The organism is Pseudomonas sp. TE6288, from assembly GCF_054062095.1.
Genome location: NZ_JBSSEW010000026.1, coordinates 43,495 through 67,097, shown reverse-complemented (window position 1 = coordinate 67,097; position 23,603 = coordinate 43,495). Strand labels below are relative to the sequence as shown.

Annotated in this window: 21 protein-coding genes and 1 pseudogene; 10 read left to right on the top strand and 12 right to left on the bottom strand. The window is 63.6% G+C overall.

The window, feature by feature from the left end; all coding sequences use genetic code 11:
* Window positions 1-42 precede the first annotated feature (42 nt).
* Window positions 43-981, bottom strand: a complete 939-nt coding sequence (gene epsC / locus ACVWY1_RS23150) for a serine O-acetyltransferase EpsC (protein WP_046857529.1) — start codon at window positions 979-981, stop codon at window positions 43-45.
* Between the two features lie 246 nt (window positions 982-1,227).
* Between epsC and tcyJ the strand changes: the two genes are divergently transcribed.
* From tcyJ to tcyN, 3 genes are read left to right on the top strand one after another with little or no spacing between them, the layout of a single operon-like run.
* Window positions 1,228-2,022, top strand: a complete 795-nt coding sequence (tcyJ, locus tag ACVWY1_RS23145) for a cystine ABC transporter substrate-binding protein (RefSeq protein WP_198753722.1) — start codon at window positions 1,228-1,230, stop codon at window positions 2,020-2,022.
* Window positions 2,019-2,687 carry a cystine ABC transporter permease gene (tcyL, locus tag ACVWY1_RS23140; RefSeq protein WP_198753721.1) on the top strand — a complete coding sequence of 223 codons (669 nt, stop codon included), beginning with the start codon at window positions 2,019-2,021 and terminating at the stop codon, window positions 2,685-2,687. The genes tcyJ and tcyL overlap by 4 nt, the downstream gene beginning before the upstream one ends.
* 1 nt (window position 2,688) lies before the next feature.
* A complete protein-coding gene (gene tcyN / locus ACVWY1_RS23135; RefSeq protein ID WP_277502462.1) occupies window positions 2,689-3,450 on the top strand; it encodes an L-cystine ABC transporter ATP-binding protein TcyN in 762 nt (253 codons plus the stop codon).
* A gap of 16 nt (window positions 3,451-3,466) precedes the next feature.
* Here the strand turns inward: tcyN and ACVWY1_RS23130 are convergent, their stop codons facing one another.
* The 5 genes from ACVWY1_RS23130 to trxA form a co-directional block, all read right to left on the bottom strand.
* A complete protein-coding gene (locus ACVWY1_RS23130) occupies window positions 3,467-4,117 on the bottom strand; it encodes a gamma-glutamylcyclotransferase (protein WP_139667822.1) in 651 nt (216 codons plus the stop codon).
* Between the two features lie 336 nt (window positions 4,118-4,453).
* Window positions 4,454-5,422, bottom strand: coding sequence for a CDP-6-deoxy-delta-3,4-glucoseen reductase (locus ACVWY1_RS23125; protein ID WP_102683474.1), 969 nt, complete (start codon window positions 5,420-5,422; stop codon window positions 4,454-4,456).
* Window positions 5,422-6,888 carry a 4-hydroxy-3-polyprenylbenzoate decarboxylase gene (gene ubiD, locus ACVWY1_RS23120; RefSeq protein WP_277502461.1) on the bottom strand — a complete coding sequence of 489 codons (1,467 nt, stop codon included), beginning with the start codon at window positions 6,886-6,888 and terminating at the stop codon, window positions 5,422-5,424. The genes ACVWY1_RS23125 and ubiD overlap by 1 nt, the downstream gene beginning before the upstream one ends.
* A 200-nt stretch (window positions 6,889-7,088) precedes the next feature.
* On the bottom strand, window positions 7,089-8,348 hold the full coding sequence (gene rho, locus ACVWY1_RS23115; RefSeq protein WP_011536308.1) for a transcription termination factor Rho: 1,260 nt from the start codon (window positions 8,346-8,348) through the stop codon (window positions 7,089-7,091).
* 310 nt (window positions 8,349-8,658) lie between these two features.
* Window positions 8,659-8,988 (bottom strand): thioredoxin TrxA, encoded by a 330-nt coding sequence (gene trxA / locus ACVWY1_RS23110; protein WP_046857535.1) that lies wholly within the window; start codon window positions 8,986-8,988, stop codon window positions 8,659-8,661.
* 243 nt (window positions 8,989-9,231) lie between these two features.
* Between trxA and ppx the strand changes: the two genes are divergently transcribed.
* The gene (ppx, locus tag ACVWY1_RS23105) at window positions 9,232-10,734 is read left to right on the top strand and encodes an exopolyphosphatase (RefSeq protein ID WP_102684972.1); all 1,503 of its coding nucleotides are present in this window, start codon (window positions 9,232-9,234) and stop codon (window positions 10,732-10,734) included.
* On the opposite strand, the gene ppk1 is transcribed toward ppx, so the two are convergent.
* A complete protein-coding gene (gene ppk1, locus ACVWY1_RS23100; RefSeq protein ID WP_457378806.1) occupies window positions 10,721-12,901 on the bottom strand; it encodes a polyphosphate kinase 1 in 2,181 nt (726 codons plus the stop codon). The genes ppx and ppk1 overlap by 14 nt on opposite strands.
* A 79-nt stretch (window positions 12,902-12,980) precedes the next feature.
* Window positions 12,981-13,991 carry a porphobilinogen synthase gene (gene hemB, locus ACVWY1_RS23095; protein ID WP_457378801.1) on the bottom strand — a complete coding sequence of 337 codons (1,011 nt, stop codon included), beginning with the start codon at window positions 13,989-13,991 and terminating at the stop codon, window positions 12,981-12,983.
* A 208-nt stretch (window positions 13,992-14,199) separates the two neighbouring features.
* Here hemB and ACVWY1_RS23090 point away from each other — a divergent pair, with 208 nt between their 5' ends.
* Window positions 14,200-14,844, top strand: a complete 645-nt coding sequence (locus ACVWY1_RS23090) for a DedA family protein (protein WP_173862468.1) — start codon at window positions 14,200-14,202, stop codon at window positions 14,842-14,844.
* 501 nt (window positions 14,845-15,345) lie between these two features.
* Here the strand turns inward: ACVWY1_RS23090 and ACVWY1_RS23085 are convergent.
* Window positions 15,346-15,972: pseudogene (locus tag ACVWY1_RS23085) on the bottom strand (sterol desaturase family protein); the annotation flags it as partial.
* A 113-nt stretch (window positions 15,973-16,085) separates the two neighbouring features.
* On the opposite strand from ACVWY1_RS23085, the gene elbB reads away from it, so the two are divergent.
* Complete coding sequence (gene elbB, locus ACVWY1_RS23080) at window positions 16,086-16,754, top strand: isoprenoid biosynthesis glyoxalase ElbB (protein WP_102684975.1); 669 nt, start codon at window positions 16,086-16,088, stop codon at window positions 16,752-16,754.
* 89 nt (window positions 16,755-16,843) lie between these two features.
* Here the strand turns inward: elbB and ACVWY1_RS23075 are convergent, their stop codons facing one another.
* Window positions 16,844-17,296 carry a YaiI/YqxD family protein gene (locus ACVWY1_RS23075; protein ID WP_023630873.1) on the bottom strand — a complete coding sequence of 151 codons (453 nt, stop codon included), beginning with the start codon at window positions 17,294-17,296 and terminating at the stop codon, window positions 16,844-16,846.
* Between the two features lie 94 nt (window positions 17,297-17,390).
* A complete protein-coding gene (locus tag ACVWY1_RS23070; protein ID WP_277502460.1) occupies window positions 17,391-19,334 on the bottom strand; it encodes a cytochrome c/FTR1 family iron permease in 1,944 nt (647 codons plus the stop codon).
* A gap of 287 nt (window positions 19,335-19,621) precedes the next feature.
* Here ACVWY1_RS23070 and ACVWY1_RS23065 point away from each other — a divergent pair, with 287 nt between their 5' ends.
* Genes ACVWY1_RS23065 through ACVWY1_RS23050 form a run of 4 tightly spaced genes read left to right on the top strand, consistent with a single transcriptional unit; the run spans window position 19,622 to window position 22,752 of the window.
* Window positions 19,622-21,013: a COG3014 family protein gene (locus ACVWY1_RS23065; RefSeq protein WP_277502459.1), complete on the top strand. Its 1,392-nt coding sequence runs from the start codon at window positions 19,622-19,624 to the stop codon at window positions 21,011-21,013.
* Between the two features lie 14 nt (window positions 21,014-21,027).
* Window positions 21,028-21,396, top strand: a complete 369-nt coding sequence (locus ACVWY1_RS23060; RefSeq protein WP_038707145.1) for a YcfL family protein — start codon at window positions 21,028-21,030, stop codon at window positions 21,394-21,396.
* 21 nt (window positions 21,397-21,417) lie between these two features.
* Window positions 21,418-22,005, top strand: coding sequence for a penicillin-binding protein activator LpoB (gene lpoB, locus ACVWY1_RS23055; protein WP_023632455.1), 588 nt, complete (start codon window positions 21,418-21,420; stop codon window positions 22,003-22,005).
* Between the two features lie 3 nt (window positions 22,006-22,008).
* Entirely contained in the window at window positions 22,009-22,752 is a 744-nt protein-coding gene (locus ACVWY1_RS23050; RefSeq protein WP_457378800.1) for a penicillin-binding protein activator LpoB, read from the top strand.
* 204 nt (window positions 22,753-22,956) lie between these two features.
* Here the strand turns inward: ACVWY1_RS23050 and ACVWY1_RS23045 are convergent, their stop codons facing one another.
* Window positions 22,957-23,412 (bottom strand): REP-associated tyrosine transposase, encoded by a 456-nt coding sequence (locus ACVWY1_RS23045; protein ID WP_277502458.1) that lies wholly within the window; start codon window positions 23,410-23,412, stop codon window positions 22,957-22,959.
* Window positions 23,413-23,603 lie beyond the last annotated feature (191 nt).

Here is a 23,603-nt window from a genome sequence, read left to right as displayed (position 1 = left end):
TGGAGGCGGGAAGTCCCGCCGCCACGCCTCATAAGCCTTGAGCTAGAGGGCTTTCTTGCCCTCGCAATCCAGTTGCAGGTTCGCCTGGGTAATGTTGCTGTCAGCCGGCACGCTGCGGGTCAGCCAGACATTGCCGCCAATGGTCGAACCCTTGCCGATGGTGATCCGCCCGAGGATGGTCGCGCCGGCGTAGATCACCACGTCGTCCTCGACGATCGGGTGCCGCGCCAGGCCCTTGTGCAAGGTGCCGGACTCGTCGCTGGGGAAGCGCTTGGCGCCCAGGGTCACCGCCTGGTAGATGCGCACCCGCTCACCGATGATCGCGGTCTCGCCGATCACCACGCCGGTGCCGTGGTCGATGAAGAAGCTCGGGCCGATTTGCGCACCGGGGTGGATGTCGATGCCGGTGGCCGAGTGCGCCAGCTCCGAACTGATCCGCGCCAGCAGCGGCAGGCCGGCTCGATAGAGGTGGTGGGCCAGCCGGTGGTGGATGATCGCCAGGATGCCCGGGTAGCACAGCAGCACCTCGTCGACGCTGCGCGCCGCCGGGTCGCCGTGGAAGGCGGCGAGTACGTCTGTGTCCAGCAGCACGCGCAGCGCCGGCAGGGCCGCGGCGAAATCCTGGATCAGGCGCAGGGCGTGGGTATCGACATCGACCACATCGGTCTTGCCATGGCGCGCCGCGTAGCGCAGTTCCAGACGGGCCTGGGCCAGCAGCGCGGTGAGGGCGGCGTCGAGGGTGTGGCCTACATAAAAGTCCTCGCTTTCCTCGCGCAGGTCCACCGGCCCCAGGCGCATGGGGAACAGCGCGCCGCACAGCTGTTCGAGAATCTGCCGCAGCGCCTCGCGCGACGGCAGTTCGCGCCCGCCCTGCTCGCCGCTGCTGCGGCCATTGCTGCTGCGCCACTGCTCGCGGGCGTTGCGCAGGCCACTGACGATACCCTGCAGTTGCCAGTGCCCGGTTGATGGTTGTTCGCTCACGGTGTTTCTCCTGCCAGGCGGCTTTCTCTATTTGCATACGCTCCTACAAGGAGGTGCAAAACACGATACGTCAAATCTGCCTCTTGGAAAAAACAACGCTTTATTCCATCCTGAGCTAAGTCGGGTATAAGCCGCTGCAATTTGCAGCTTTGGAATAACAACCTGATTTTTTATTATTTCCCGGCCTATGAAGCCCACCTCTATAGTCGCCACCTCACTACTTCCACAACAAGCGCGGGGCATGCCATGACCAAATTCGCCAAACCCCTTCTCAACGCCAGCCTGGCGCTCCTGCTCGGCGCCGGCCTGCTCGGCCAGGCCTTTGCCGGCGAACAGTTGAAGACCATCCAGGAAAAAGGCGTGATCAACGTCGGCCTGGAAGGCACCTACCCACCGTTCAGCTTCCAGGACGAAAACGGCAAGCTGACCGGCTTCGAGGTCGAGCTGTCCGAGTTGCTGGCCAAGGAGCTGGGGGTCAAGGCCAAGGTCCAGCCGACCAAGTGGGACGGCATCCTCGCCGCACTGGAATCCAAGCGCCTCGACGTGGTGATCAACCAGGTGACCATCTCCGAGGAACGCAAGAAGAAGTACGATTTCTCCGAGCCCTACACCATCTCCGGCATCCAGGCACTGGTCCTGAAGAAGAAGGCCGAGCAACTGAACATCAAGACCGCCCAGGACCTGGCCAACAAGAAAGTGGGCGTGGGCCTGGGCACCAACTACGAGCAATGGGTGAAGAAGGACGTCCCGCAAGCCGACGTGCGCACCTATGAAGACGATCCGACCAAGTTCGCCGACCTGCGCAACGGCCGCATCGACGCCATCCTGATCGACCGCCTGGCCGCCCTGGAATATGCCCAGAAAGCCAAGGATACCGAGCTGGCCGGCGCCGCCTTCTCGCGCCTGGAAAGCGGTGTGGCCCTGCGCAAAGGCGAGCCTGAGCTGCTGGCAGCGCTGAACAAGGCCATCGACAAGCTCAAGGCCGACGGCTCGCTGGCCAAGCTGTCCGAGAAATACTTCGGTGCCGATGTCACCAAATGATCGCTGAAGCCCTGCAACTCGTTGTCGATTCCGCGCCCTTCCTGTTGAAGGGCGCGGGTTATACCGTGCTACTCAGCGTCGGCGGCATGTTCTTTGGCCTGGTGCTGGGCTTTGCCCTGGCGCTGATGCGCCTGTCGAAGATCCTGCCGCTGGATTGGCTGGCGCGCATCTACGTGTCGTTCTTCCGTGGCACGCCGCTGCTGGTGCAGCTGTTCGTGATCTACTTCGGCCTGCCGCAGATCGGCATCGAGCTCGACCCGATCCCGGCCTCGCTGATTGGTCTGTCGCTGAACATGGCGGCGTATATCTGCGAGATTCTCCGCGCGGCAATCTCCTCGATCGACCGTGGCCAGTGGGAAGCAGCCGCCAGCATCGGCATGACCCGCACCCAGGCCATGCGCCGGGCGATCCTGCCGCAAGCCCTGCGCACTGCCCTGCCACCGCTGGGCAACAGCTTCATCTCGCTGGTCAAGGACACCGCCCTGGCGGCGACCATCCAGGTGCCCGAGCTGTTCCGCCAGGCGCAGCTGATCACCGCACGGACCTTCGAGGTCTTCACCATGTACCTGGCTGTCGCGGTGGTCTACTGGATCCTCTGCAGCATCCTGGCGCACTTCCAGAACCGCATGGAAGCGCGGGTCAACCAGCACGACCAGGAGCACTGAGATGATCGTAGTAGAAGGCCTGACCAAGCAGTTCAAGGGCCAGACCGTGCTCAACGGCATCGACCTGAGCGTGCAGCCCGGCGAAGTGGTGGCCATCATCGGCCCCAGCGGCTCGGGCAAGACCACCTTCCTGCGCTGCCTGAACCTGCTGGAAACCCCCGATGCCGGGCGCATCCAGATCGGCGATATCAGCATCGACGCCAACCGCCCGCTTGGCGGCCAACAGGGTGCGATCCGCCGCCTGCGCCAACAGGCCGGGTTCGTGTTCCAGAACTTCAACCTGTTCCCTCATCGCACCGCCCTGGAGAACGTCATCGAAGGGCCGGTGATCGTCAAGAAGACGCCCCGCGACAAGGCCATCGAGCTGGCCAAGCGCCTTCTGGCCAAGGTCGGCCTGGCAGGCAAGGAGGGCGCCTACCCCAGGCGCCTGTCCGGTGGCCAGCAGCAACGGGTGGCCATCGCCCGGGCCCTGGCCATGGAGCCGGAGGTGATCCTGTTCGACGAGCCCACTTCGGCGCTCGACCCCGAACTGGTTGGCGAAGTGCTGGAAACCATCCGCGGCCTGGCCGAGGAAAAGCGCACCATGATCATCGTCACCCACGAGATGAGCTTCGCCCGCGATGTCGCCAACCGGGTGATCTTCTTCGACAAGGGCGTGATCGTCGAGCAGGGCGAGGCCAAGGCGCTGTTCGCCAACCCGAAGGAAGAGCGCACACGCCAGTTCCTGCGCAAGTTCCTCGGCACCGCCGCCGGCCAGGAATGAGCCCGATGCGCGGGGCTCACACCTCGCGCAGGTTGTGACAACGCCTGAAGCGCGCTTCCAGGTTGCGATCGGGCATCTGGTGGCTGCGCAGGGCGTTGAGGGTCTGCTCCACGTAATCGCGCGTGGTGCCATAGCGCCCCTTGGCGCTGGCGAGGATCTGGCTGAGCAGGGTGTCCGGCAGGTTGCCCGCATAGCACGGCAGGTGCCGCTCCAGCACGAAGCCCAGCGCCTGCACCTTGCTGCCATCGTTCAGGCGGCAACTCAGCCAATGCGGACGGTAGGCCGGGAACGGCATCTCACGTTGCCACAGTGCCATCAGCGAGTCATGGAGGTTGGTTTCGTCCAGACGGAAGGCAAAACCGCTGCAGGAGCCGCCACGGTCCAGGCCGAACACCAGGCCCGGGCACTCCGGAGTGCCACGGTGTTCGTGGGACCACAGGTAAAGGCCGCGGTGGTAACCATGCACCCGCGCCCGCTGGCGCTCGACCGAGTTGCATTCGGGGCGCCAGATCAGCGAACCGTAGGCAAAAAGCCAGACCGGGCCGCCTTCGTGCTGGGACATGGTTTCCTGCATCGAACGCTGCAGTTGTTCACGGGTCAACTGCTGCCCGAAGTCGAGTGACGGCGGATAGGCTATTTGCCAGGATGAACTTTCAAGCGTCGACATGAGCTGCCGCCATTAATTCCTGAGAACTACCAAAGTGCAGGTATTGCCGTGCCTGTTCGGATGCTATCGCGGGGCAAGCCCGCTTCCACAAAGGCCTACCAGGATCGCGTGGGAACGGGTTTGCCCGGCGATTTACCTGGCACCTAACGTAAGGCAGAACGCACTTTGCACTCAACCCCGAAAACAGGATTTCATTAAAGCATCCGCTGAACGGAAACTAATAGTCCGAGTATAGCGAAACTTATTACCCGCACCGGTAACAATCTCCGCCATATAATCAACAGGAAAACACTTGGTTATTAAACCCGACACGCCCTTGCAGCGTGCCGGGTTACTTCACCCGCGTGGCGCGTAGGCGAACACGTCAGCCCGCATGCGGTGGGCATCCATGCCTGCCTCGACCAATGCATCGAGGGTGGCGTAGACCATGTTCGGCGAGCCACTGGCATAGACATGCACCTGGTTGAGGTCGCCAATGTCCTCGCATACTGCTTCGTGGAGCAGGCCACACCGCCCTTCCCAACCGCACAGATCGCTGACCACCTTGTGCAGGAACAGGTTCGGCAGGCGCTCCCACTCGGCCCAGTGCTCGATCTGGTAGAAGTCTTCAGGTCGGCGCACACCCCAGTACAAGTGCACCGGGTGCTTGAAGCCCTGCGCCCGGCAGTGCTCGATCAGGCTGTGCATCTGCCCCATACCGGTACCGGCGGCGATCAGTACCAGCGGGCCGTCAGGCAACTCTGCCAGGTGCGCATCACCAAATGGCAGTTCGATGCGGGCCAGGCCATTGCGCTGCAACTGCTGGATCAACTGCACGGCACTGCTTTCGCGGGCCAGCACATGTAGCTCCAGCTCACGCCCACCGTGGGGCGCCGAAGCGAGCGAAAAAGCTGCCTTGTCCATGCCCTCACGCTCGATCATCAGGTATTGCCCGGCGTGGTAGCGGGGCGGCTTGCCGGCCGGCGCGCGCAGGCGCACGCGCCAGACATCGCCACCGATCTCGACGCACTCGCTCACGGTACAGGCCAGCTTGCGCAGCGGCAGCTCGCCCAAGGCCAGCACACCATCCCACAGCAACACACAGTCCTCCAGCGGCTCGGCGATGCAGGTGAACAGCTCACCGTGATCGCGCACTTGGCCTTCCTGGCGAACACTGCCTTCCACCAGCAGCGCGGCACACACATGGCAGTTGCCGTTGCGGCAGCTGTTCGGGCAGTCATAGCCCAGGCGCCGTGCCGCATCCAGAATCCTTTCACCCGGTTCGACCGCCAGTACCGCCCCGGAAGGCTGCAAGGTTACCTGCATCAATCTATTCCCAACTGGTCCCACAGCTCATCGATACGGCGGGTGACGGCCTCGTCCTTGACGATGACCCGGCCCCATTCGCGTGTAGTCTCGCCCGGCCATTTGTGCGTGGCGTCCAGGCCCATCTTCGACCCCAGCCCCGATACCGGCGACGCGAAGTCGAGGTAGTCGATCGGGGTGTTGTCGATCATCACCGTATCACGCTTGGGGTCCATGCGCGTGGTGATGGCCCAGATCACATCGTTCCAGTCGCGAGCGTTGATATCGTCGTCGGTGACGATAACGAACTTGGTGTACATGAACTGTCGCAGGAACGACCACACACCCAGCATCACGCGCTTGGCATGGCCAGGGTACTGCTTCTTCATGGTCACCACCGCCATGCGGTACGAGCAGCCTTCCGGCGGCAGGTAGAAGTCGGTGATCTCGGGGAACTGCTTCTGCAGGATCGGCACGAACACTTCGTTCAGCGCCACGCCAAGGATCGCCGGCTCATCCGGCGGCCTGCCGGTGTAGGTGCTGTGGTAGATCGGCTTTTGCCGGTGGGTGATGCGCTCGACGGTGAACACCGGGAAGCTGTCCACTTCGTTGTAGTAGCCGGTGTGGTCGCCGTACGGGCCTTCCGGGGCCATCTCGCCGGGGTGGATCACGCCTTCGAGGATGATCTCGGCGGTGGCCGGTACCTGCAGGTCGTTGCCACGGCACTTGACCAGTTCGGTGCGGTTGCCACGCAACAGGCCAGCGAAGGCGTACTCGGAAAGCGTGTCCGGGACCGGGGTCACGGCACCGAGGATGGTCGCCGGGTCCGCGCCCAACGCCACGGCTACCGGGAACGGCTGGCCAGGATGCTTCTCGCACCATTCGCGGTAGTCCAGCGCCCCGCCGCGGTGGCTCAGCCAGCGCATGATCACCTTGTTGCGGCCAATCACCTGCTGGCGATAGATACCCAGGTTCTGGCGGTCCTTGTTCGGCCCGCGAGTCACGGTCAGGCCCCAGGTGATCAGTGGCGCAACATCGCCCGGCCAGCAGTGCTGGATCGGCAGCTGGCCGAGGTCGACATCATCGCCTTCGACCACGATTTCCTGGCACACCGCGTCCTTGACCACCTTCGGCGCCATGGACACGACCTTCTTGAAGATCGGCAGCTTCGACCAGGCATCCTTCAGGCCCTTCGGCGGCTCGGGCTCCTTGAGAAACGCCAGCAGCTTGCCGATCTCGCGCAGTTCTTCGGTCGACTCGGCCCCCATACCCATGGCCACGCGCTCGGGGGTGCCGAACAGGTTGCCCAGCACCGGCAAGTCGAAGCCGGTGGGTTTTTCGAAGAGCAAGGCCGGACCCTTGGCGCGCAGCGTGCGGTCGCAGACTTCGGTCATTTCCAGAACTGGGGAGATGGGAACCTGGATGCGCTTGAGTTCACCGCGCTGTTCCAGGCCACGAATGAAGTCGCGTAGATCGCGATACTGCATGCAAGGGCCTCGTGTTGGGCGTATCGGTCGGGGTGCAGAGTGTAGCGCCGTTGGCGGTTAAACGCCCAATAATTTCTGGGGGCCGCTGCGCCCCCCACGGCCGGCAAGCCGGCTCCCACAGGTTGTATGTGAGCCCTGTGGGAGCCGGCTTGCCGGCGATGGGCTGCGAAGCAGCCCCAATCAGTTCCAGCCTGAAACGCTTACTTGCGCTTCATCGACAGGAAGAACTCATCGTTGGTCTTGGTCTGCTTGAGCTTGTCGACCAGGAACTCGATGGCGGCGATCTCGTCCATCGGGTGCAGCAGCTTGCGCAGGATCCACATGCGCTGCAGTTCGTCGTCGGCGGTCAGCAGCTCTTCGCGACGGGTACCGGACTTGTTGATGTTGATGGCCGGGAACACACGCTTCTCGGCGATGCGGCGGTCCAGGGGCAGCTCCATGTTGCCGGTACCCTTGAACTCTTCGTAGATCACCTCGTCCATCTTCGAGCCGGTTTCGACCAGCGCGGTGGCGATGATGGTCAGCGAACCGCCTTCCTCGATGTTACGGGCGGCACCGAAGAAGCGCTTCGGCTTTTCCAGGGCGTGGGCGTCGACACCACCGGTCAGCACCTTGCCGGAGCTCGGGATCACGGTGTTGTAGGCACGTGCCAGACGGGTGATGGAGTCGAGCAGGATGACCACGTCTTTCTTGTGCTCGACCAGGCGCTTGGCCTTCTCGATGACCATCTCGGCAACCTGCACGTGGCGGGTCGGCGGCTCGTCAAAGGTCGAAGCGACCACTTCGCCGCGCACGGTGCGCTGCATCTCGGTCACTTCTTCCGGGCGCTCGTCGATCAGCAGGACGATCAGGTGGCACTCGGGGTTGTTACGGGTAATGTTGGCTGCGATGTTCTGCAGCATGATGGTCTTACCGGCTTTCGGCGGTGCGACGATCAGGCCACGCTGGCCTTTGCCGATCGGGGCGCACAGGTCGATGACGCGACCGGTGAGGTCTTCGGTGGAGCCGTTACCGGCTTCCATCTTCAGGCGCTTGTTGGGGAACAGCGGCGTCAGGTTTTCGAACAGGATCTTGTTCTTCGCGTTTTCCGGACGGTCGAAGTTGATGGTATCAACCTTCAGCAGCGCGAAGTAACGCTCGCCTTCCTTCGGTGGGCGGATCTTGCCGACGATGGTGTCGCCGGTGCGCAAGTTGAAGCGACGGATCTGGCTGGGCGAAACGTAGATGTCATCAGGGCCGGCCAGGTAAGAGGCATCCGCCGAACGCAGGAAACCGAAACCATCCTGGAGAATCTCCAGCACGCCGTCACCCGAGATCTCTTCGCCGCTTTTCGCATGCTTTTTCAGCAGGGCGAAAATCACGTCCTGTTTGCGCGAACGGGCCATGTTTTCGATGCCCATCTGTTCGGCCATTTCCAAAAGATCGGTAATCGGCTTTTGCTTGAGTTCTGTCAGGTTCATAAGGGGAGTGACGTAATCATGTAAGGAAGGGAAAAATTAAGCAGTTGGCTTAATGAGGCCGCGCCGCTAGATGGCGACAGGATCGCGTACTGATTCGAATTAGGGATGCTTCGGCGACGGCGTGCAGAGGGCACTGGAGAAGCAGTGCGAGACCGAATGTAACACTTGCTTTTTTCGACGTCTAGTGGTTTTGGCCAGTGTTTTACGGGGCTATCCGACTGGATGGTCGCAAGGCCGGGGCTCGCCAGCCCTCAGGAAAACCACCTACAACAGATAAAGAAAAGCCCCGCATTTGCGGGGCTTCTTCACATCACAGGCTGGCGTCGAGGAACGCTTTGAGCTGCGACTTGGACAACGCGCCGACCTTGGTGGCCTCGACGTTGCCGTTCTTGAACAGCATCAGCGTCGGAATACCACGCACGCCGTGCTTGGCCGGAGTTTCCTGGTTTTCGTCGATGTTCAGCTTGGCGATGGTCACCTTGCCTTGATATTCCGAAGCGATGTCGTCCAGTACCGGCGCGATCATCTTGCATGGGCCGCACCATTCAGCCCAGTAGTCGACCAGCACCGCGCCTTCAGCCTTGAGTACGTCGGCTTCGAAGCTGGCGTCGGTGACATGTTTGATAAGATCGCTGCTCATGGATATCTCCAGGTCGTAAGCACAAAAAACGTTGCCCATCATAGCCGCACCCAGGCGCGACAGGAAGCCACAGACGATTGAGTGTAACTATAGTGGTGCAAGACGCCACGAATCGAAACTGTCATATCACGGTCATAACATTGCTATGACATTGCCATGCATCAAGCCTTGCAGTGCCGCTCGTTGGCGTAGGACCACGATCGTGGCACGATTGCCGGGTTAACGACCGAGAACCTCCAGACCATGCCGCATACCACCGCGAAGAACCTGTCTCTGATCGCCGCCATCGACCTGGGCTCCAACAGCTTCCACATGGTCGTGGCCAAGGCCCATCACACGGAAATCCGCATCCTCGAAAGGCTTGGAGAAAAGGTTCAGCTCGCCGCCGGCATCGACGATGAGCGCAGGCTCAGCGAAGAAGCCATGCAACGCGGCCTGGAATGCCTCAAGCGCTTCGCCCAACTGATCAACGGCATGCCGCAGGGCGCGGTGCGCATCGTCGGCACCAACGCCTTGCGCGAAGCACGCAACCGCAACGAATTCATCCTGCGCGCCGAGGCCATCCTCGGCCACCCGGTCGAGGTCATTTCCGGCCGTGAAGAGGCGCGCCTGATCTACCTGGGCGTGTCCCACACCCTGGCCGACACCCCGGGCAAGCGCCTGGTCGCCGACATCGGCGGCGGCAGCACCGAGTTCATCATCGGCCAGCGTTTCGAGCCGCTGCTGCGCGAAAGCCTGCAAATGGGCTGCGTCAGCTTCACCCAGCGTTATTTCCGCGACGGCAAGATCACCCCGGCGCGCTACGCCCAGGCCTACACCGCCGCGCGCCTGGAGCTGATGAGCATCGAGAACGCCCTGCACCGCCTGACCTGGGACGAGGCGATCGGCTCATCCGGGACCATCCGTGCCATCGGCGCCGCCATCAAGTCCGGCGGCCTGGGCAATGGCGAGGTCAACGCCGAGGGCCTGGCCTGGGTCAAGCGCAAGCTGTTCAAGCTGGGCGAGACCGACAAGATCGACTTCGAAGGGGTCAAGCCCGATCGCCGCACCATCTTCCCGGCGGGGCTGGCCATCCTCGAGGCGATCTTCGACGCGCTGGAGCTGCAGCGCATGGAGCACTGCGACGGTGCCCTGCGTGAGGGCGTGCTGTTCGACCTGCTGGGCCGCCACCACCACGAGGACGTGCGCGAGCGCACCCTGAACTCGCTGATGGAGCGCTACCACGTCGATCAAGGTCAGGCCGCACGCGTGGAGCGCAAGGCGCTGCACGCCTTCGATCAAGTGGCCAAGGCATGGGACCTAGAAGAGGGCAACTGGCGCGATCTTCTGGGTTGGGCGGCGAAAGTGCATGAAGTTGGCTTGGATATCGCCCATTATCACTACCACAAGCACGGAGCCTACCTGATCGAGCACTCCGACCTGTCCGGCTTCTCCCGCGAAGACCAGCAGATGATGGCACTGCTGGTGCGCGGCCATCGCCGCAACATTCCCAAGGACAAGTTCGCCGAGTTCGGCGACGAAGGCATCAAGCTGATCCGCCTGTGCGTACTGCTGCGCTTCGCCATCCTCTTCCACCACATCCGCGGCACCCAGCAGATGCCGAAAGTGGTGCTGCACGCTGGCGACAACAGCCTGGAAGTGGTTTTCCCTGGCAACTGGCTGGAACAGAACCAGCTGACCCAGGCCGACTTCGCCAACGAGGCGGAGTGGCTGGCCCGGGTCGGCTTCGTCCTCAGCGTACGTTGAGCACCGGGTTGCTCAGGCGCTCCAGCAGGGTCGCCTGGGCACTGCGCGGGTTCTGGTTGCCGGTCGGGGTGCTGCGCACGTAGCGCCCGTCCGGCTGCAAGGTCCAGGCCTGGGTGTTGTCGGTCAGGTAGCCTTCCAGTTCCTTCTTGACCCGTAGCAACAGCTTCTTGCCTTCCACCGGGAAGCAGGTCTCGACGCGCTTGTCGAGGTTGCGCTCCATCCAGTCGGCACTGGACAGGTAGATCTGCTCCTCGCCGCCATTGAGGAAATAGAACACCCGGGTGTGCTCGAGGAAGCGGCCGATGATCGAGCGCACATGGATGTTGTGCGAAACGCCCGGGATGCCCGGACGCAGGCAGCACATGCCGCGCACCACCAGGTCGATGCGCACGCCCGACTGGCTGGCCTTGTACAGCGCCTTGATGATCTTGGCGTCGGTCAGCGAATTGAACTTGGCGATGATGTGTGCCGGCTTGCCCTCCAGGGCGAACTGGGTCTCCCGGGCGATCATGTCGAGCATGCCCTTCTTCAGGGTGAAGGGCGCGTGCAGCAGCTTCTTCATGCGCAGGGTCTTGCCCATGCCGATCAACTGGCTGAACAGTTTGCCGACGTCTTCGGTGAGGGCGTCGTCGGAGGTCAGCAGGCTGTAGTCGGTGTACAGGCGGGCGTTGCCGGCGTGGTAGTTGCCGGTCCCCAGGTGCGCGTAACGGACGATCTCGCCCTGCTCGCGGCGCAGGATCAGCATCATCTTGGCGTGGGTCTTGAAACCGACCACCCCGTAGATCACCACCGCGCCAGCGGCCTGCAGGCGGCTGGCCATCTGCAGGTTGGACTCTTCGTCGAAGCGGGCGCGCAATTCGATCACCGCAGTGACCTCCTTGCCGTTACGCGCGGCGTCCACCAGGGCGTCGACGATCTCCGAGTTGGCGCCCGAGCGATAGAGCGTCTGGCGCACGGCAAGTACGTGCGGGTCCTTGGCGGCCTGGCGCAGCAGGTCGATCACCGGGGTGAACGACTCGAACGGGTGCATCAGCAACACGTCCTGCTTGCCGATCACGCTGAAGATGTTGTCGGCATTGACGAGCAGCTTGGGGATCGCCGGGGTGAACGGCGTGTACTGCAGCTCCGGGTGGCTGTCGAGCCCGGTGATGCTGAACAGGCGGGTCAGGTTGACCGGGCCGTTGACCTGGTACAGCTCGCTCTCGCTCAGGCTGAACTGCTTGAGCAGGTAGTCGGAGAGGTGTTTCGGGCAAGTATCGGCCACCTCGAGGCGCACCGCATCGCCGTAGCGGCGCGAGAACAGCTCGCCGCGCAGGGCCCGGGCCAGGTCGTCGACTTCTTCGGAGTCCAGCGCCAGGTCGGCGTTACGGGTCAGGCGGAACTGGTAGCAACCCTTGACCTTCATGCCCTGGAACAGGTCATCGGCATGGGCATGGATCATCGACGACAGGAACACATAGTTGTCGCCAGGCCCACCCACGTCTTCCGGCACGCGGATTACCCGCGGCAGCAGGCGCGGTGCCGGAATGATCGCCAGGCCCGAATCGCGGCCGAAGGCGTCGACACCCTCGAGCTCGACGATGAAGTTCAGGCTCTTGTTCACCAGCAGCGGGAACGGGTGGGTCGGGTCGAGGCCGATCGGGGTGATGATCGGCGCGATCTCGTCGCGGAAGAAGCGCCGTACCCAGGTCTTGAGCTTGGGCGTCCAGTAACGGCGGCGGATAAAGCGAATGGCGTGTTTTTCCAGCTCCGGCAGCAGCACGTCGTTGAGGATCGCGTACTGGCGATCCACTTCGAGATGCACCAGCTCGCTGATGCGCGCCAGCGCCTGGTGCGGCTGCAGGCCGTCGGCGCCGGCCTGTTCGCGGGCGAAGTTGATCTGCTTCTTCAGGCCGGCCACGCGGATTTCGAAGAACTCGTCCAGGTTGCTGGAGAAGATCAACAGGAACTTCAGGCGCTCGAGCAGCGGGTACGACTCGTCCAGCGCCTGCTCCAGCACGCGGATATTGAACTGCAGCTGCGAAAGCTCGCGATGAATGTACAGGCTGCTGTCGTCCAGGCTCGGCACGGCGATCGCCGGAGCCGGCGCAGGCGCTGGAGCAGGGGTGGCTTCAGCGACAGGTTCCGGCTGCGCTACCGCCGGCAGGTCGGGCGGCGTCTGCACCATCTCTTCGGGCACGGCCTGGGCATCCTTGATCGCGACAGGGTTGAGCACTTCGTTATTCATCTGACGTTCCTGGAGAGCGTTACTGCCCTCTCATCATTTGAGCGGCACGCACGGCGAAATAGGTCAGGATGCCATCGGCGCCTGCCCGTTTGAATGCGGTGAGGGATTCAAGGATCACGGCTTCGCTGAGCCAGCCGTTCTGGATCGCGGCCATGTGCATGGCGTACTCGCCGCTGACCTGATAGACGAAGGTCGGCACCTTGAACTCGGTCTTCACCCGGTGAACGATGTCCAGGTACGGCATGCCCGGCTTGACCATGACCATGTCGGCGCCTTCGGCGAGGTCGGTGGCCACTTCGTGCAAGGCCTCGTCGCTGTTGGCCGGATCCATCTGGTAGGAGGCCTTGTTGGCCTTGCCCAGGTTCAGCGCCGAGCCGACCGCATCGCGGAACGGGCCGTAGTAGGCGCTGGCGTACTTGGCCGAGTAGGCCATGATGCGCACGTTGACGTGGCCGGCAACTTCGAGGGCTTCGCGGATCGCGCCAAGACGGCCGTCCATCATGTCCGATGGGGCGACTACCTGGGCGCCAGCCTCGGCATGGGACAGCGCCTGACGCACCAGCGCGTCGACGGTGATGTCGTTCTGCACGTAGCCTTCCTCGTCGAGGATGCCGTCCTGACCGTGGGTGGTGAACGGGTCAAGGGCCACGTCGGTGATCACCCCCAGCTCCGGGAAGCGGGCACGCAGGGCACGGGTGGCGCGCTGGGCGATGCCGTCCGGGTTCCACGCTTCGGCGCCATCGAGGGATTTCTTTTCGGTCGGGGTCACCGGGAACAGCGCCAGCGCCGGAAGGCCCAGCTCTACCCACCCCTGTGCGGCTTCCAGCAACAGGTCAATTGACAGGCGCTCGACGCCCGGCATGGACGGCACTTCTTCGCGGCGGCCTTCGCCGTCCAGTACGAATACCGGAAGAATCAGGTCATCGACAGTCAGGGTGTTTTCGCGAACCAGGCGACGGGAAAATTCGTCCCGACGGTTGCGACGCAGACGGGTGGCAGGAAACAGACGATTGGCGGGGGTAAAGCTCACGGCAGACTCCTGAGCCCGCGCAGGCGGGCGAGCGCGACAGTTATAAGCGGCCATTATGACGCCTGTGTGACACCCGAGGGCAACCCTGCGACTTGTGGCCGCAGTCATTGTCCTTGTAGGAAATGTTCACGTCGAGACACATTTGGACACTTTCCCGATCGCGCCCGAAGGGGTAGGCTGCGCGTTCATTTCGCCAGCACGCCAGAAAATGCTTCAACAATTCCTGAACGATTTCGGCTATTTTGCCCTTTTTCTCGGCACGTTCTTCGAGGGCGAGACGATCCTCGTGCTCGCCGGGTTTCTTGCGTTCCGCGAATACATGGATATCAAGCTGGTAGTCCTGGTGGCCTTTTGTGGCAGCTACGCCGGTGACCAACTGTGGTACTTCATGGGCCGCCGCCATGGGCGCAAGATCCTCGCCCGCAAGCCTCGCTGGCAGGCCATGGGCGACCGCGCGCTGGAGCATATCCGCCGCCATCCGGACATCTGGGTGCTGAGCTTCCGCTTCGTCTACGGCCTGCGCACGGTCATGCCGGTGGCCATCGGCCTGTCCGGCTACCCGCCACGCCGCTACCTGCTGCTCAATGGCATCGGCGCCGCAGTCTGGGCCCTGGCCCTGGGCCTGGCCGCCTACCACTTCGGCGCCATCCTCGAAGGCATGCTGGGCAGCATCAAGAAATACGAGTTATGGGTGCTCGGCGGCCTGCTGGTGTTGGGCCTCGCGCTCTGGCTGCGTCGGCGCTTTCGCAATAGCCGCGCCGAGCGTCGCGCGGCGGCAGAGGGCCAGGCCGCCGAGGCTGAGCAAGCTGTAGCCGAGCAGCAGCAGCCAGAACAACGGCGTGACCAGCACTAAGCCAAGCGCGCCGGCCAGATACAGCGCGGGCGCATTCGACAGCAGGCGCGCCAGTTCCAGGCGCCCTGCCCAGGCCCGGTCTTCCAGCGCCACGCCCAGCACGAACAGCCCGAACGCCATCACCATCCAGCCCAATGCCAGGGCCGCGGGCGTCACCTGCTCCGCCACCTCCATCAGATAACTGCCCAACGCGACGTAGACCGCGAACTGCGCCGTGACGTACAGCTGCTGCGCAGCGCCCAGCGGGATCGCGAACTTGCGAAACGCGGCGAGGTCCTGCTTGGCCTGTGGATAAGCGGCGGCCACGTCCGCCGGCCGCCAGCCGGTGGGCATGAACCAGATGCGCAGCTTGTCCCACCAACGGGCCGTTCGCCGGGCGTCGTCCCACAGCTGGGCATAGAACTGCACGTTGGCCCACAGCGGGTTCCAGCTCGCCAAAGGCGTGGTCACGCCAAAGATCACCGGCTCGCGCTCGTCCTCTTCCTGGAAGGTGCCGAACAGCCGGTCCCAGATTATGAACACGCCGCCGTAGTTGCGATCCAAGTACAGAGGATTCTGCGCATGGTGGACACGATGGTTGGACGGCGTGATGAAAATCCACTCGAGCCAGCCCAGCTTGGGCACATGGCGGGTGTGCACCCAGAACTGGTACAGCAGGTTCAGCGATGCCACGGTGATGAACACCAGGGGCGGCACGCCCAGCAGCGCCAGCGGCAGGTAGAAGATCCAGGAAAACAAGAACCCGCTACTGGTCTGGCGCAAGGCGGTGGTGAGGTTGTACTCCTCGCTCTGGTGATGCACCGAGTGCGCTGCCCACAGGATGTTGCGCTCGTGGCCCAGGCGGTGCAGCCAGTAGTAACAGAGGTCGTAAAGTACGAAGGCGACCACCCACACCCACCAGGCATCCGCCGGCAGCCGCAACCAGGCCAGGTGCTCCCATGCCACGGCATAGGTGACCAGCCCCACCCCTTTGGTCAGCAGCCCGGTGCTGGTGGACAGCGCACCGGTGCTCAGGCTGTTGATCGAGTCGGCAAGCTGGTAGTTGCGACGCCCGCGCACGCGGTCGGCGATCAGCTCCACCGCGATCAGCACGAAGAAGAACGGCACGGCCAGCAGAATCAGGTCCATGAACGGCCACCTCCAAGGTTGTTCACGAAGATTAGGCCCGGCGAAGGGCAAATCCCATGGCTACATCTGCCAAACTAGAGGACATTTAGCGCCTCGACACTGGAGTATTGAGCATGACAAAAAAAGTTGCGGTGATTCTGTCCGGTTGCGGCGTGTACGACGGCGCCGAAATCCATGAGAGCGTGATCACCCTGCTGCGCCTGGACCAGCGCGGCGCCCAGGTGCAGTGCTTCGCGCCGAACATCGCGCAGATGCATGTGATCGACCACCTGACCGGGGAAGAGATGCCGGAATCGCGCAATGTGCTGGTGGAGTCGGCGCGCATTGCCCGTGGTGAGGTGAAGGACATTCGCGAAGCCAAGGTCGAGGACTTCGACGCCCTGATCGTGCCGGGAGGCTTCGGCGCGGCGAAGAACCTGTCGAACTTTGCCATCGAAGGCGCCAACTGCACCGTGCAACCGGACGTGCTGGCGCTGGCCGAGGCCTTTGCCGATGCCTGCAAGCCGGTCGGGTTGATCTGCATCTCGCCGGCCTTGGCGGCGAAGATCTATGGGCCGGGCGTGGTCTGCACCATCGGCACTGACGCCGGCACCAGCGCGGCGGTGGTGAAGATGGGCGGCACCCATGAAGAGTGCGATGTGCACGATATCGTCGAAGATACCCAGCGCAAGCTGGTGACTACCCCGGCGTACATGCTGGCCAAGTCGATCAGCGAGGCTGCGGGTGGCATCTACAAGCTGGTGGACCGGGTGCTGGAGCTGACCCACGAGGGTGACAAGTAAGGCCTCGAAGGCCTGCTACGCAGGCCATCGCCGGCAAGCCGGCTCCCACAGGATCACCTACAGATGCGGGAACCGGCAGCCCCACGTACTTAACGCTTGGAAAGCCGTCCCAGAATCCGGTCCAGGGCATTGGCGAACGCCTGCTTCTCCCGTTCGCCATAAGGTGCCTGCCCGCCGCCCACCTGCCCCTGCTCGCGCAGTTCGGTGAACAGGTTGCGCACCGCCAGGCGCTCACCCATGTTGCGCTCGTCGAACTCGCGGCCACGCGGGTCCAGCGCGGCCACGCCTTTCTTGATCAGGCGGTCGGCCAGCGGCACGTCGCTGCAGATCACCAGCTCGCCGGGCTCGGCATTGTCCACCAAGTAGTCGTCGGCCGCGTCCATGCCGCTGGGCACCACGATAAGCCGCACGCAGGCGAAAGCCGGCTTGATCTGCGGCTGGCCGGCCACCATCACCACCTCCAGCTTGCGCTTGAGGGCGAACTTGACGATCAGGTCCTTGGCCGCCTTGGGGCAGGCGTCGGCATCGATCCATACACGCATGGGATTAATCCTGTACTCCGGGCGGACATTATGCCAGCCCCAGCCTCATTGCGGGGCGGGGTGGAGGCACCCCACCCCCTCCCCCTGCACGGACTCAGCTGGCCGCCGCCCGGCGCTTCTCGGCCAAGCGGCTGCGTCCATAGAGGAACACGATAGCCAGCAACGCCACCGCCTGCGCACTCAGCGAGTAGAGATCGGCGTGGATCCCCAGCCAGTCGAACTCGAAGAACGCCACCGGCCGCGTACCCAGCACGCCGGCCTCCTGCAGCGCCTTGACGCCGTGCCCGGCGAACACCACCGACAGCGCACAGAGCAAAGCCGCGTTGATGCTGAAGAACAGCGACAGCGGCAGCTTGGCCGAGCCGCGCAGAATTACCCAGGCCAGGCCCACCAGCAGCACCAGCGCCGTGGCACCGCCTGCCAGAACTGCCTGGTGGCCAGCCGGGCCGGCCTGCAGCCACAGGGTCTCGTAGAACAGGATCACCTCGAACAGCTCGCGGTACACCGAGAAGAACGCCAGCACGGCAAATCCGAAGCGCCCGCCGCCACTGACCAGGCTGCTCTTGATGTAGTCCTGCCAGGCGGCCGCGTGGCGGCGGTCGTGCATCCACACGCCTAGCCACAGCACCATCACCGCGGCGAACAACGCCGTGCAACCTTCGAGCAGTTCACGCTGCGCGCCACCGACATCGATCACATAGGCCGCCAGGGCCCAGGTGGCGAAACCGGCGACCAGCGCCAAGGCCCAGCCGACGTTGACGCTGCGCACCGCCGACTGCTGGCCGGTGTTGCGCAGGAAGGCGAGGATCGCCGCCAGCACCAGGATCGCCTCCAGGCCCTCGCGCAGCAGGATCAACAGGCCAGAGATGTAGCTCAACGACCAGCTCAGGCCATCGCTGCCCAGCAGCTTCGAGGCCTGTTCGAGCTTGACCTTGGCTTCGGCCAGGCGCTGGTCGGCCTGGGCCACCGGCAGGCCGTCCTGCAGCGACTGACGGTAGGCCATCAGCGACTTCTCGGTGTCCTTGCGAGCCTGGGTGTCGATGTTGTCGAGCGAGCTTTCCACCAGCTCGAAGCCTTCCAGGTAAGCCGCCACCGACAAGTCGTAGGCCTGGTCGTGGTCGCCAGCGCGGTAAGCCGCCAGGCTCTTGTCCAGGGTGCTGGAGGTGTACTCGAGCAGTTGCGCCGGGCCACGCTTGACCTGCGGCGGTTGCGCCCGCTGGGCGCGGAACGCGGCCACGGCGTTTGCGCCTTCACTGGCGGCAACCTCGGCCGGGGTCTGCCGGGCCAGGTCGGCGAGATTCCAGGTCTTGTCGCTCTTGGCCGCCTGCGGATCGGCGGTGAAGCTGGCGATGTAGGCCGCCACGTCCCAGCGCTGACGCTCGTCGAGCTGGTCGGCAAATGAGGGCATCTCGGTGCCCTCGATGCCCAGCCCGAGGGTGTTGTACAGGTCGAACAGGCTGAGCTGGTCGAGGCGCGCGACATCGCGCAGGTTGGCCGGCGCAGGCTCCAGGCCGACGCCGGCCGGGCCATCGCCCAGGCCGGTATCACCGTGGCAGATCGAGCAATTCTGGGCATACAGCGCTGCACCGCGGGCCGGGTCCGGGGTGATCACCGGTGCCTGGCTGACCTCGTAGGCCACGGCCAGGCGTGCACCCAGCTGGCGGGCCTGGCGAGCAACACCGGCGCCATCCTGTCGCTGGTCGATGGCCTGGCGCAGGCTCTGGACACCCTGCTCCAGGGCGCCGCGTTCGGCATGCTCGGGCAGCCCCTTGACCAGCTCGGCCAGCACGCCGCTGAACTCCTGTTGCTCGCGGTATTCCCCGTCGTCCACCACCTTGCCGTCGCGCACGGTTGGCGGGTAGTCGGCACCGATGTAGTCCAGCAGATGCAACGCCTTGGTCGCCTCGGCCGGAGCTTCGGCCAGCGTCGGGGTGCTGCACAGCGCCAGTACCGGGCCAAGCAACAGGGCAGGCAGCCAGGCAAGCAGACGGGAACGGGAAATCATGGCCAATCTCGACGGAAATACGAAAGAGAACATTGTTCACTTCCACTCTCCCCCGCTCAAGGCTCACCCGCATATTTCATGAAAAATCTTGCGACAAATTGACCGGTCGACAGCCTGGAAAGCGGTTTTCCGACCTGGCACGCCTGCAGAAAATGCGAAGCAATTCGCCATCACGTAGCTACTACTTTGGGTATAATCCCGCGCCGCCGTAATAGCCATTAGCAATCAAGGCGCCTCCATCGAGAGGTTCTGGCGATAAAACAGAGGGATCTGCCGCCCCCGCCCACGCGGCCAACCGTTTCAGGGAAAGAAGAAGTCCGATGGTATCCCGCGCCCTCACCCTGGCGACCCTGGTCGCCGCCGTGCAGCTCACCGGCTGCTCGGTGTTCCGCAGCTACGACAGCGAACTGCAGGAGACCAACAAGCAGTTGGCCGCCGGCAATGTCGACGCCGCCCTCGCCCTGCTGGAAAACAACAACAAGGGCGACAAGAAAGACCTGCTCTACTACTTCGAGAAAGGCGAGCTGCTGCGCTCCAAGGGCGACCTCAAGGGCAGCCAGGACGCCTGGCGCGCCGCCGACAGCGTGGTGTTCCAGTGGGAGGAGTCGGTCAAGCTCGACACCGACAAGTACCTGAGCCAGTTCGGCAGTTACCTGGTCAACGACAAGGTCCGCCGCTACGAAGGCTACGACTACGAAAAAGTCATGCTGACCACGCAGATGGCCCTGAATCTGCTGGCGCAGAACGATTTCGACGGCGCCCGCACCGAGATCAAGAAGACCCACGAGCGCGAAGCGATCATCGCCGAGCTGCGCGACAAGGAATACCTCAAGCGCGAGGAAGAGGCCGAGAAGGAAGGCATCAAGACCGAATACAAGGACCTGCAGGGTTACCCGGTCGCCAGCCTCGACGCCCCTGAGGTGGTCGGCCTGAAGAACAGCTACCAGAGCGCCTTCAGCCATTACCTGTCCGGCTTTGTCTACGAGGCTCTCGGCGAGAAAGGCCTGGCCGCGCCGGGCTACCGCAAGGCCGCCGAGCTGCGCCCGAACACTGCGCTGCTGGACCAGGCATTGCTGGCGCTGGACAAGAGCAGCGCCAAAGCCGGTGAAAGCGACGTGCTGATCGTGGTGCAGACCGGCCTGGCCCCGGCCCGCGATTCGATCCGTATCCCACTGCCACTGCCGATCCAGGACAACCTGGTGATCACCCCGCTGTCGTTCCCGATCATCAAGGAAGACACCTCCACCGCGCACCTGAGCGAGATCCAGCTCAACGACAAGGCCCTGGCCCTGACCGCGCTCAACAGCACCACCGCCATGTCGCGCCGCGCCCTGCGCGACGACATGCCGGGCATCATCCTGCGCACCAGCGTGCGCGCCATCAGCCGTGGCGTGGCACAGAAGAACCTGAACCAGTCCAACCCGATGGCCGGGCTGGTGGTGGGAATCGCCTCCACCGTGCTGGAGGGTGCCGATACCCGCACCTGGCGCACCCTGCCCGACGAAACCCAGGTGGCCCGTGTGCGCCTCAAACAGGGCGAACACCACCTGAGCCTGCCGTCGAGCCTCGGCGGCACCCAAGTCACGGTGAAAGTCGATCGCCCCTACCAGGTGGTCAGCCTGCGCGTGGTCGGCAACCGCGTGTTCGCTGGCGGCCCGTCCGTCGAAGTCGCCCCGCAGGCCGCAGCCACCGCTGTCGCCAGCCTCAAGTAACCCAAGGATCGAACATGCGCAAAACATGCCTCGCCCTGGCCGCCGTCGCCCTCCTGGCCGGCTGCGCCACTCCACCCCCTGCCCCCGGAAGCGCCGCCAGCAAGGTGGTGACCATGGGCCAGCTGGATGACATCGAGATCGGCCAGATGCGCGTCGCCCGCGAAAACGGCTACCTCACCGTCAACGTGGCTTTGACCAACAGCAGCCGCAGCAACCAGACCCTGTTCTACCGCTTCGCCTGGCTAGGCAGCGATGGTTTCCCGGTGGCCGATGAAGAGAGCTGGAAAGCCCTGCCGCTGTACGGCAAACAGGCCAAGTTCCTGCCCGCCATCGCACCGACCCCCGCAGCCCGTGACTTCCGCCTCGAAGTCCACACCCGGTAACCCCTTTCAGGAGCACATTCGATGTTTGCACGCCTTTCCCTCGCCGCCCTCGCCATTGCCCTGGTCAGCGGCTGCAGCACCCCTTCGCCGGTTCTCGGCGGCAAGAACATCAGCTACGGCGACAGCAAGGCTGTCGAGCTGGTCACCAACGAGTTCGGCTCCACCGACCTGCAGATGATCGCCGAGAGCATGACCCGTTCGCTGGCCCAGTCCGGCGTGCTGCACGGCCGCCCGGTGGTGCAGGTGTACGACGTCAAGAACAAGACCAGCGAGTACATCGATACCCGCGAGATCACCACCTCGATCAAGACCCAGCTGATGAAGTCCGGCGCCGCCCGCTTCGCCAGCGACAACACCGACATGCAGAGCCAGGTCGACCAGCTCAAGCTGCAGAACCAGAGCGGCCTGTACAAGAAGAAGACCGTGGCCAAGACCGGCAACATGATCGCCGCCAAGTACCGCCTGGAAGGCTCCATCAGCTCGATCGTCAAGCGCAGCAGCGACTACAAGGACGTGTTCTACAAGTTCAGCCTGCAGCTGATCGACGTGGAAAGCGGCCTGGCCGAGTGGATGGACGAAAAAGAAATCCGCAAGACCACGGAGCGCTGATCGATGCGTGCATGGATGGCAATCATTGGCCTGGCCTGCGCCTTCGGCGCGCAGGCGGCCCCCAAGGTGGCGGTGACCGACCTGGCCTACCAGGCGCAGGTGGAGGAATACATCCACACCATCAACGCCCAGAGCAGCGGCCAGGCTGGCATGTACCACGCCAGCGGCCAGTCGAGCTACAGCGAGTACGAGAGCCTCAACAGCTACATCGAGCAGACCGAACTGCGCAAGTTCGGTGGTGATATCAAGGGTGAGATCCTCAAGACCGGCATGTTCCAACTGGTCCAGGGCCGCCCCTACACCGCCGACTCGAAGGAAGACGTGTACGACGTGATCCGCCGCATCAGGAACGGTGCGTTCAAGGGCGCCGACTACGTGCTGTTCGGCACCCTGTCGGACATCGACTTCCAGCAGGACATCAACTCGCTGGATCACACCGACAGCTACTCGGCGGTATTGGGCCTGACCGTGGTCGCCGACTTCAGCCTGATCAACACCCGCACCTACGAGATCACCTCGGCGTTCACCGCCATGGGTGAGGGGCAGGACACCAAGCTGGTGAAAAGCCAGGACCGCCGCGTGACGCTGAACCGTCCGCGGGTGGTGCGGGACGTGTCGAAGGCGCTGGGCGAGGATGTTGCGCAGCAGCTGGCCGAACAGTTGGGCGGCTCGGTGCCCGGGCAGGCGAAACAGCCGCGTGGGCGGGACAACCTGCCGCCGGATGAGCCGGCGCGGGTGCTGAACTAAGCCTCCTGAGCCAAACGCAATCCCTGTACTGCAGAGCTGCCCCAGGATCTCTGTACCAAATCAGAATTGCCGGGGCCGCTATGCGGCCCTTTCGCCGCGCTTCGTCGCCACGACAAGCCGGCTCCCACAGGGATCGGAGCAGCTTTTGTGGGAGCCGGCTTGCCGGCGATGAGGCCAGCACAGGCAACCATGGCAGCTACCCATTCAAAGCCAGATGGCATCCCAATGCGGATAATCGCCGATCCTCTCAACCAAGCCTGCCCGTTTGGGATTCATGACAATGTAGCGCGCAACAGCGCGCACATCTTCCTCACGCCGTAATGCCCGATCATGAAAGCCTTGCTGCCACAGGCGACCGGTGCGCCTCTGATATCCTTTGATCATCCGCGTACTGCGCGACTTGACCCTGCGCATCAGCGTTTTCAGATCCACGTCCCCAAGCTCCACAAGCCAGTGAAAATGATCTGGCATCACAACCCAGGCCAGCGAACGGGCGATGCCTTCTTGCTCCACAGTGCGCAACTGCGCAATCAGCAACCGAGCCGATCGCAGATCGACCAGATACGGCACGCGGTTCAAGGTCTTGCTGGTGAGCAGGTAAAGCCTGCCTGGTTCGGAGAACCTGCCACGCCTGAGTTGATCGGAATGAGGACTATCCATATGCCTGCTCCTGTTGATGACAGGTCAGGCTAGTTCCCTCAGCGGGCGAGGCGTAAATGGAGTGACACGTGATGTTTCTGTGTTGCCTCCATCGCCGGCAAGCCGGCTCCCACAGGGATCTGTGCAGCCTTTGTGGGAGCCGGCTTGTCGTGGCGGCGAACCGCGACGAAAGGGCCGCACAGCGGCCCCAG

Bases quoted from the DNA above. Each gene is read 5' to 3' on its own strand.
- ACVWY1_RS23070 (WP_277502460.1), bottom strand. From the start codon at position 19,334: ATGTTCTCTTTCGTATTTCCGTCGAGATTGGCCATGATTTCCCGTTCC.
- tcyN (WP_277502462.1), top strand. From the start codon at position 2,689: ATGATCGTAGTAGAAGGCCTGACCAAGCAGTTCAAGGGCCAGACCGTG.
- ubiD (WP_277502461.1), bottom strand. From the start codon at position 6,888: ATGCAGTATCGCGATCTACGCGACTTCATTCGTGGCCTGGAACAGCGC.
- ppx (WP_102684972.1), top strand. From the start codon at position 9,232: ATGCCGCATACCACCGCGAAGAACCTGTCTCTGATCGCCGCCATCGAC.
- rho (WP_011536308.1), bottom strand. From the start codon at position 8,348: ATGAACCTGACAGAACTCAAGCAAAAGCCGATTACCGATCTTTTGGAA.
- trxA (WP_046857535.1), bottom strand. From the start codon at position 8,988: ATGAGCAGCGATCTTATCAAACATGTCACCGACGCCAGCTTCGAAGCC.
- ACVWY1_RS23075 (WP_023630873.1), bottom strand. From the start codon at position 17,296: ATGCGTGTATGGATCGATGCCGACGCCTGCCCCAAGGCGGCCAAGGAC.
- ppk1 (WP_457378806.1), bottom strand. From the start codon at position 12,901: ATGGTGCAGACGCCGCCCGACCTGCCGGCGGTAGCGCAGCCGGAACCT.
- tcyL (WP_198753721.1), top strand. From the start codon at position 2,019: ATGATCGCTGAAGCCCTGCAACTCGTTGTCGATTCCGCGCCCTTCCTG.
- tcyJ (WP_198753722.1), top strand. From the start codon at position 1,228: ATGACCAAATTCGCCAAACCCCTTCTCAACGCCAGCCTGGCGCTCCTG.
- ACVWY1_RS23130 (WP_139667822.1), bottom strand. From the start codon at position 4,117: ATGTCGACGCTTGAAAGTTCATCCTGGCAAATAGCCTATCCGCCGTCA.
- ACVWY1_RS23125 (WP_102683474.1), bottom strand. From the start codon at position 5,422: ATGCAGGTAACCTTGCAGCCTTCCGGGGCGGTACTGGCGGTCGAACCG.
- elbB (WP_102684975.1), top strand. From the start codon at position 16,086: ATGACAAAAAAAGTTGCGGTGATTCTGTCCGGTTGCGGCGTGTACGAC.
- ACVWY1_RS23045 (WP_277502458.1), bottom strand. From the start codon at position 23,412: ATGGATAGTCCTCATTCCGATCAACTCAGGCGTGGCAGGTTCTCCGAA.
- lpoB (WP_023632455.1), top strand. From the start codon at position 21,418: ATGTTTGCACGCCTTTCCCTCGCCGCCCTCGCCATTGCCCTGGTCAGC.
- ACVWY1_RS23090 (WP_173862468.1), top strand. From the start codon at position 14,200: ATGCTTCAACAATTCCTGAACGATTTCGGCTATTTTGCCCTTTTTCTC.
- ACVWY1_RS23050 (WP_457378800.1), top strand. From the start codon at position 22,009: ATGCGTGCATGGATGGCAATCATTGGCCTGGCCTGCGCCTTCGGCGCG.
- ACVWY1_RS23065 (WP_277502459.1), top strand. From the start codon at position 19,622: ATGGTATCCCGCGCCCTCACCCTGGCGACCCTGGTCGCCGCCGTGCAG.
- ACVWY1_RS23060 (WP_038707145.1), top strand. From the start codon at position 21,028: ATGCGCAAAACATGCCTCGCCCTGGCCGCCGTCGCCCTCCTGGCCGGC.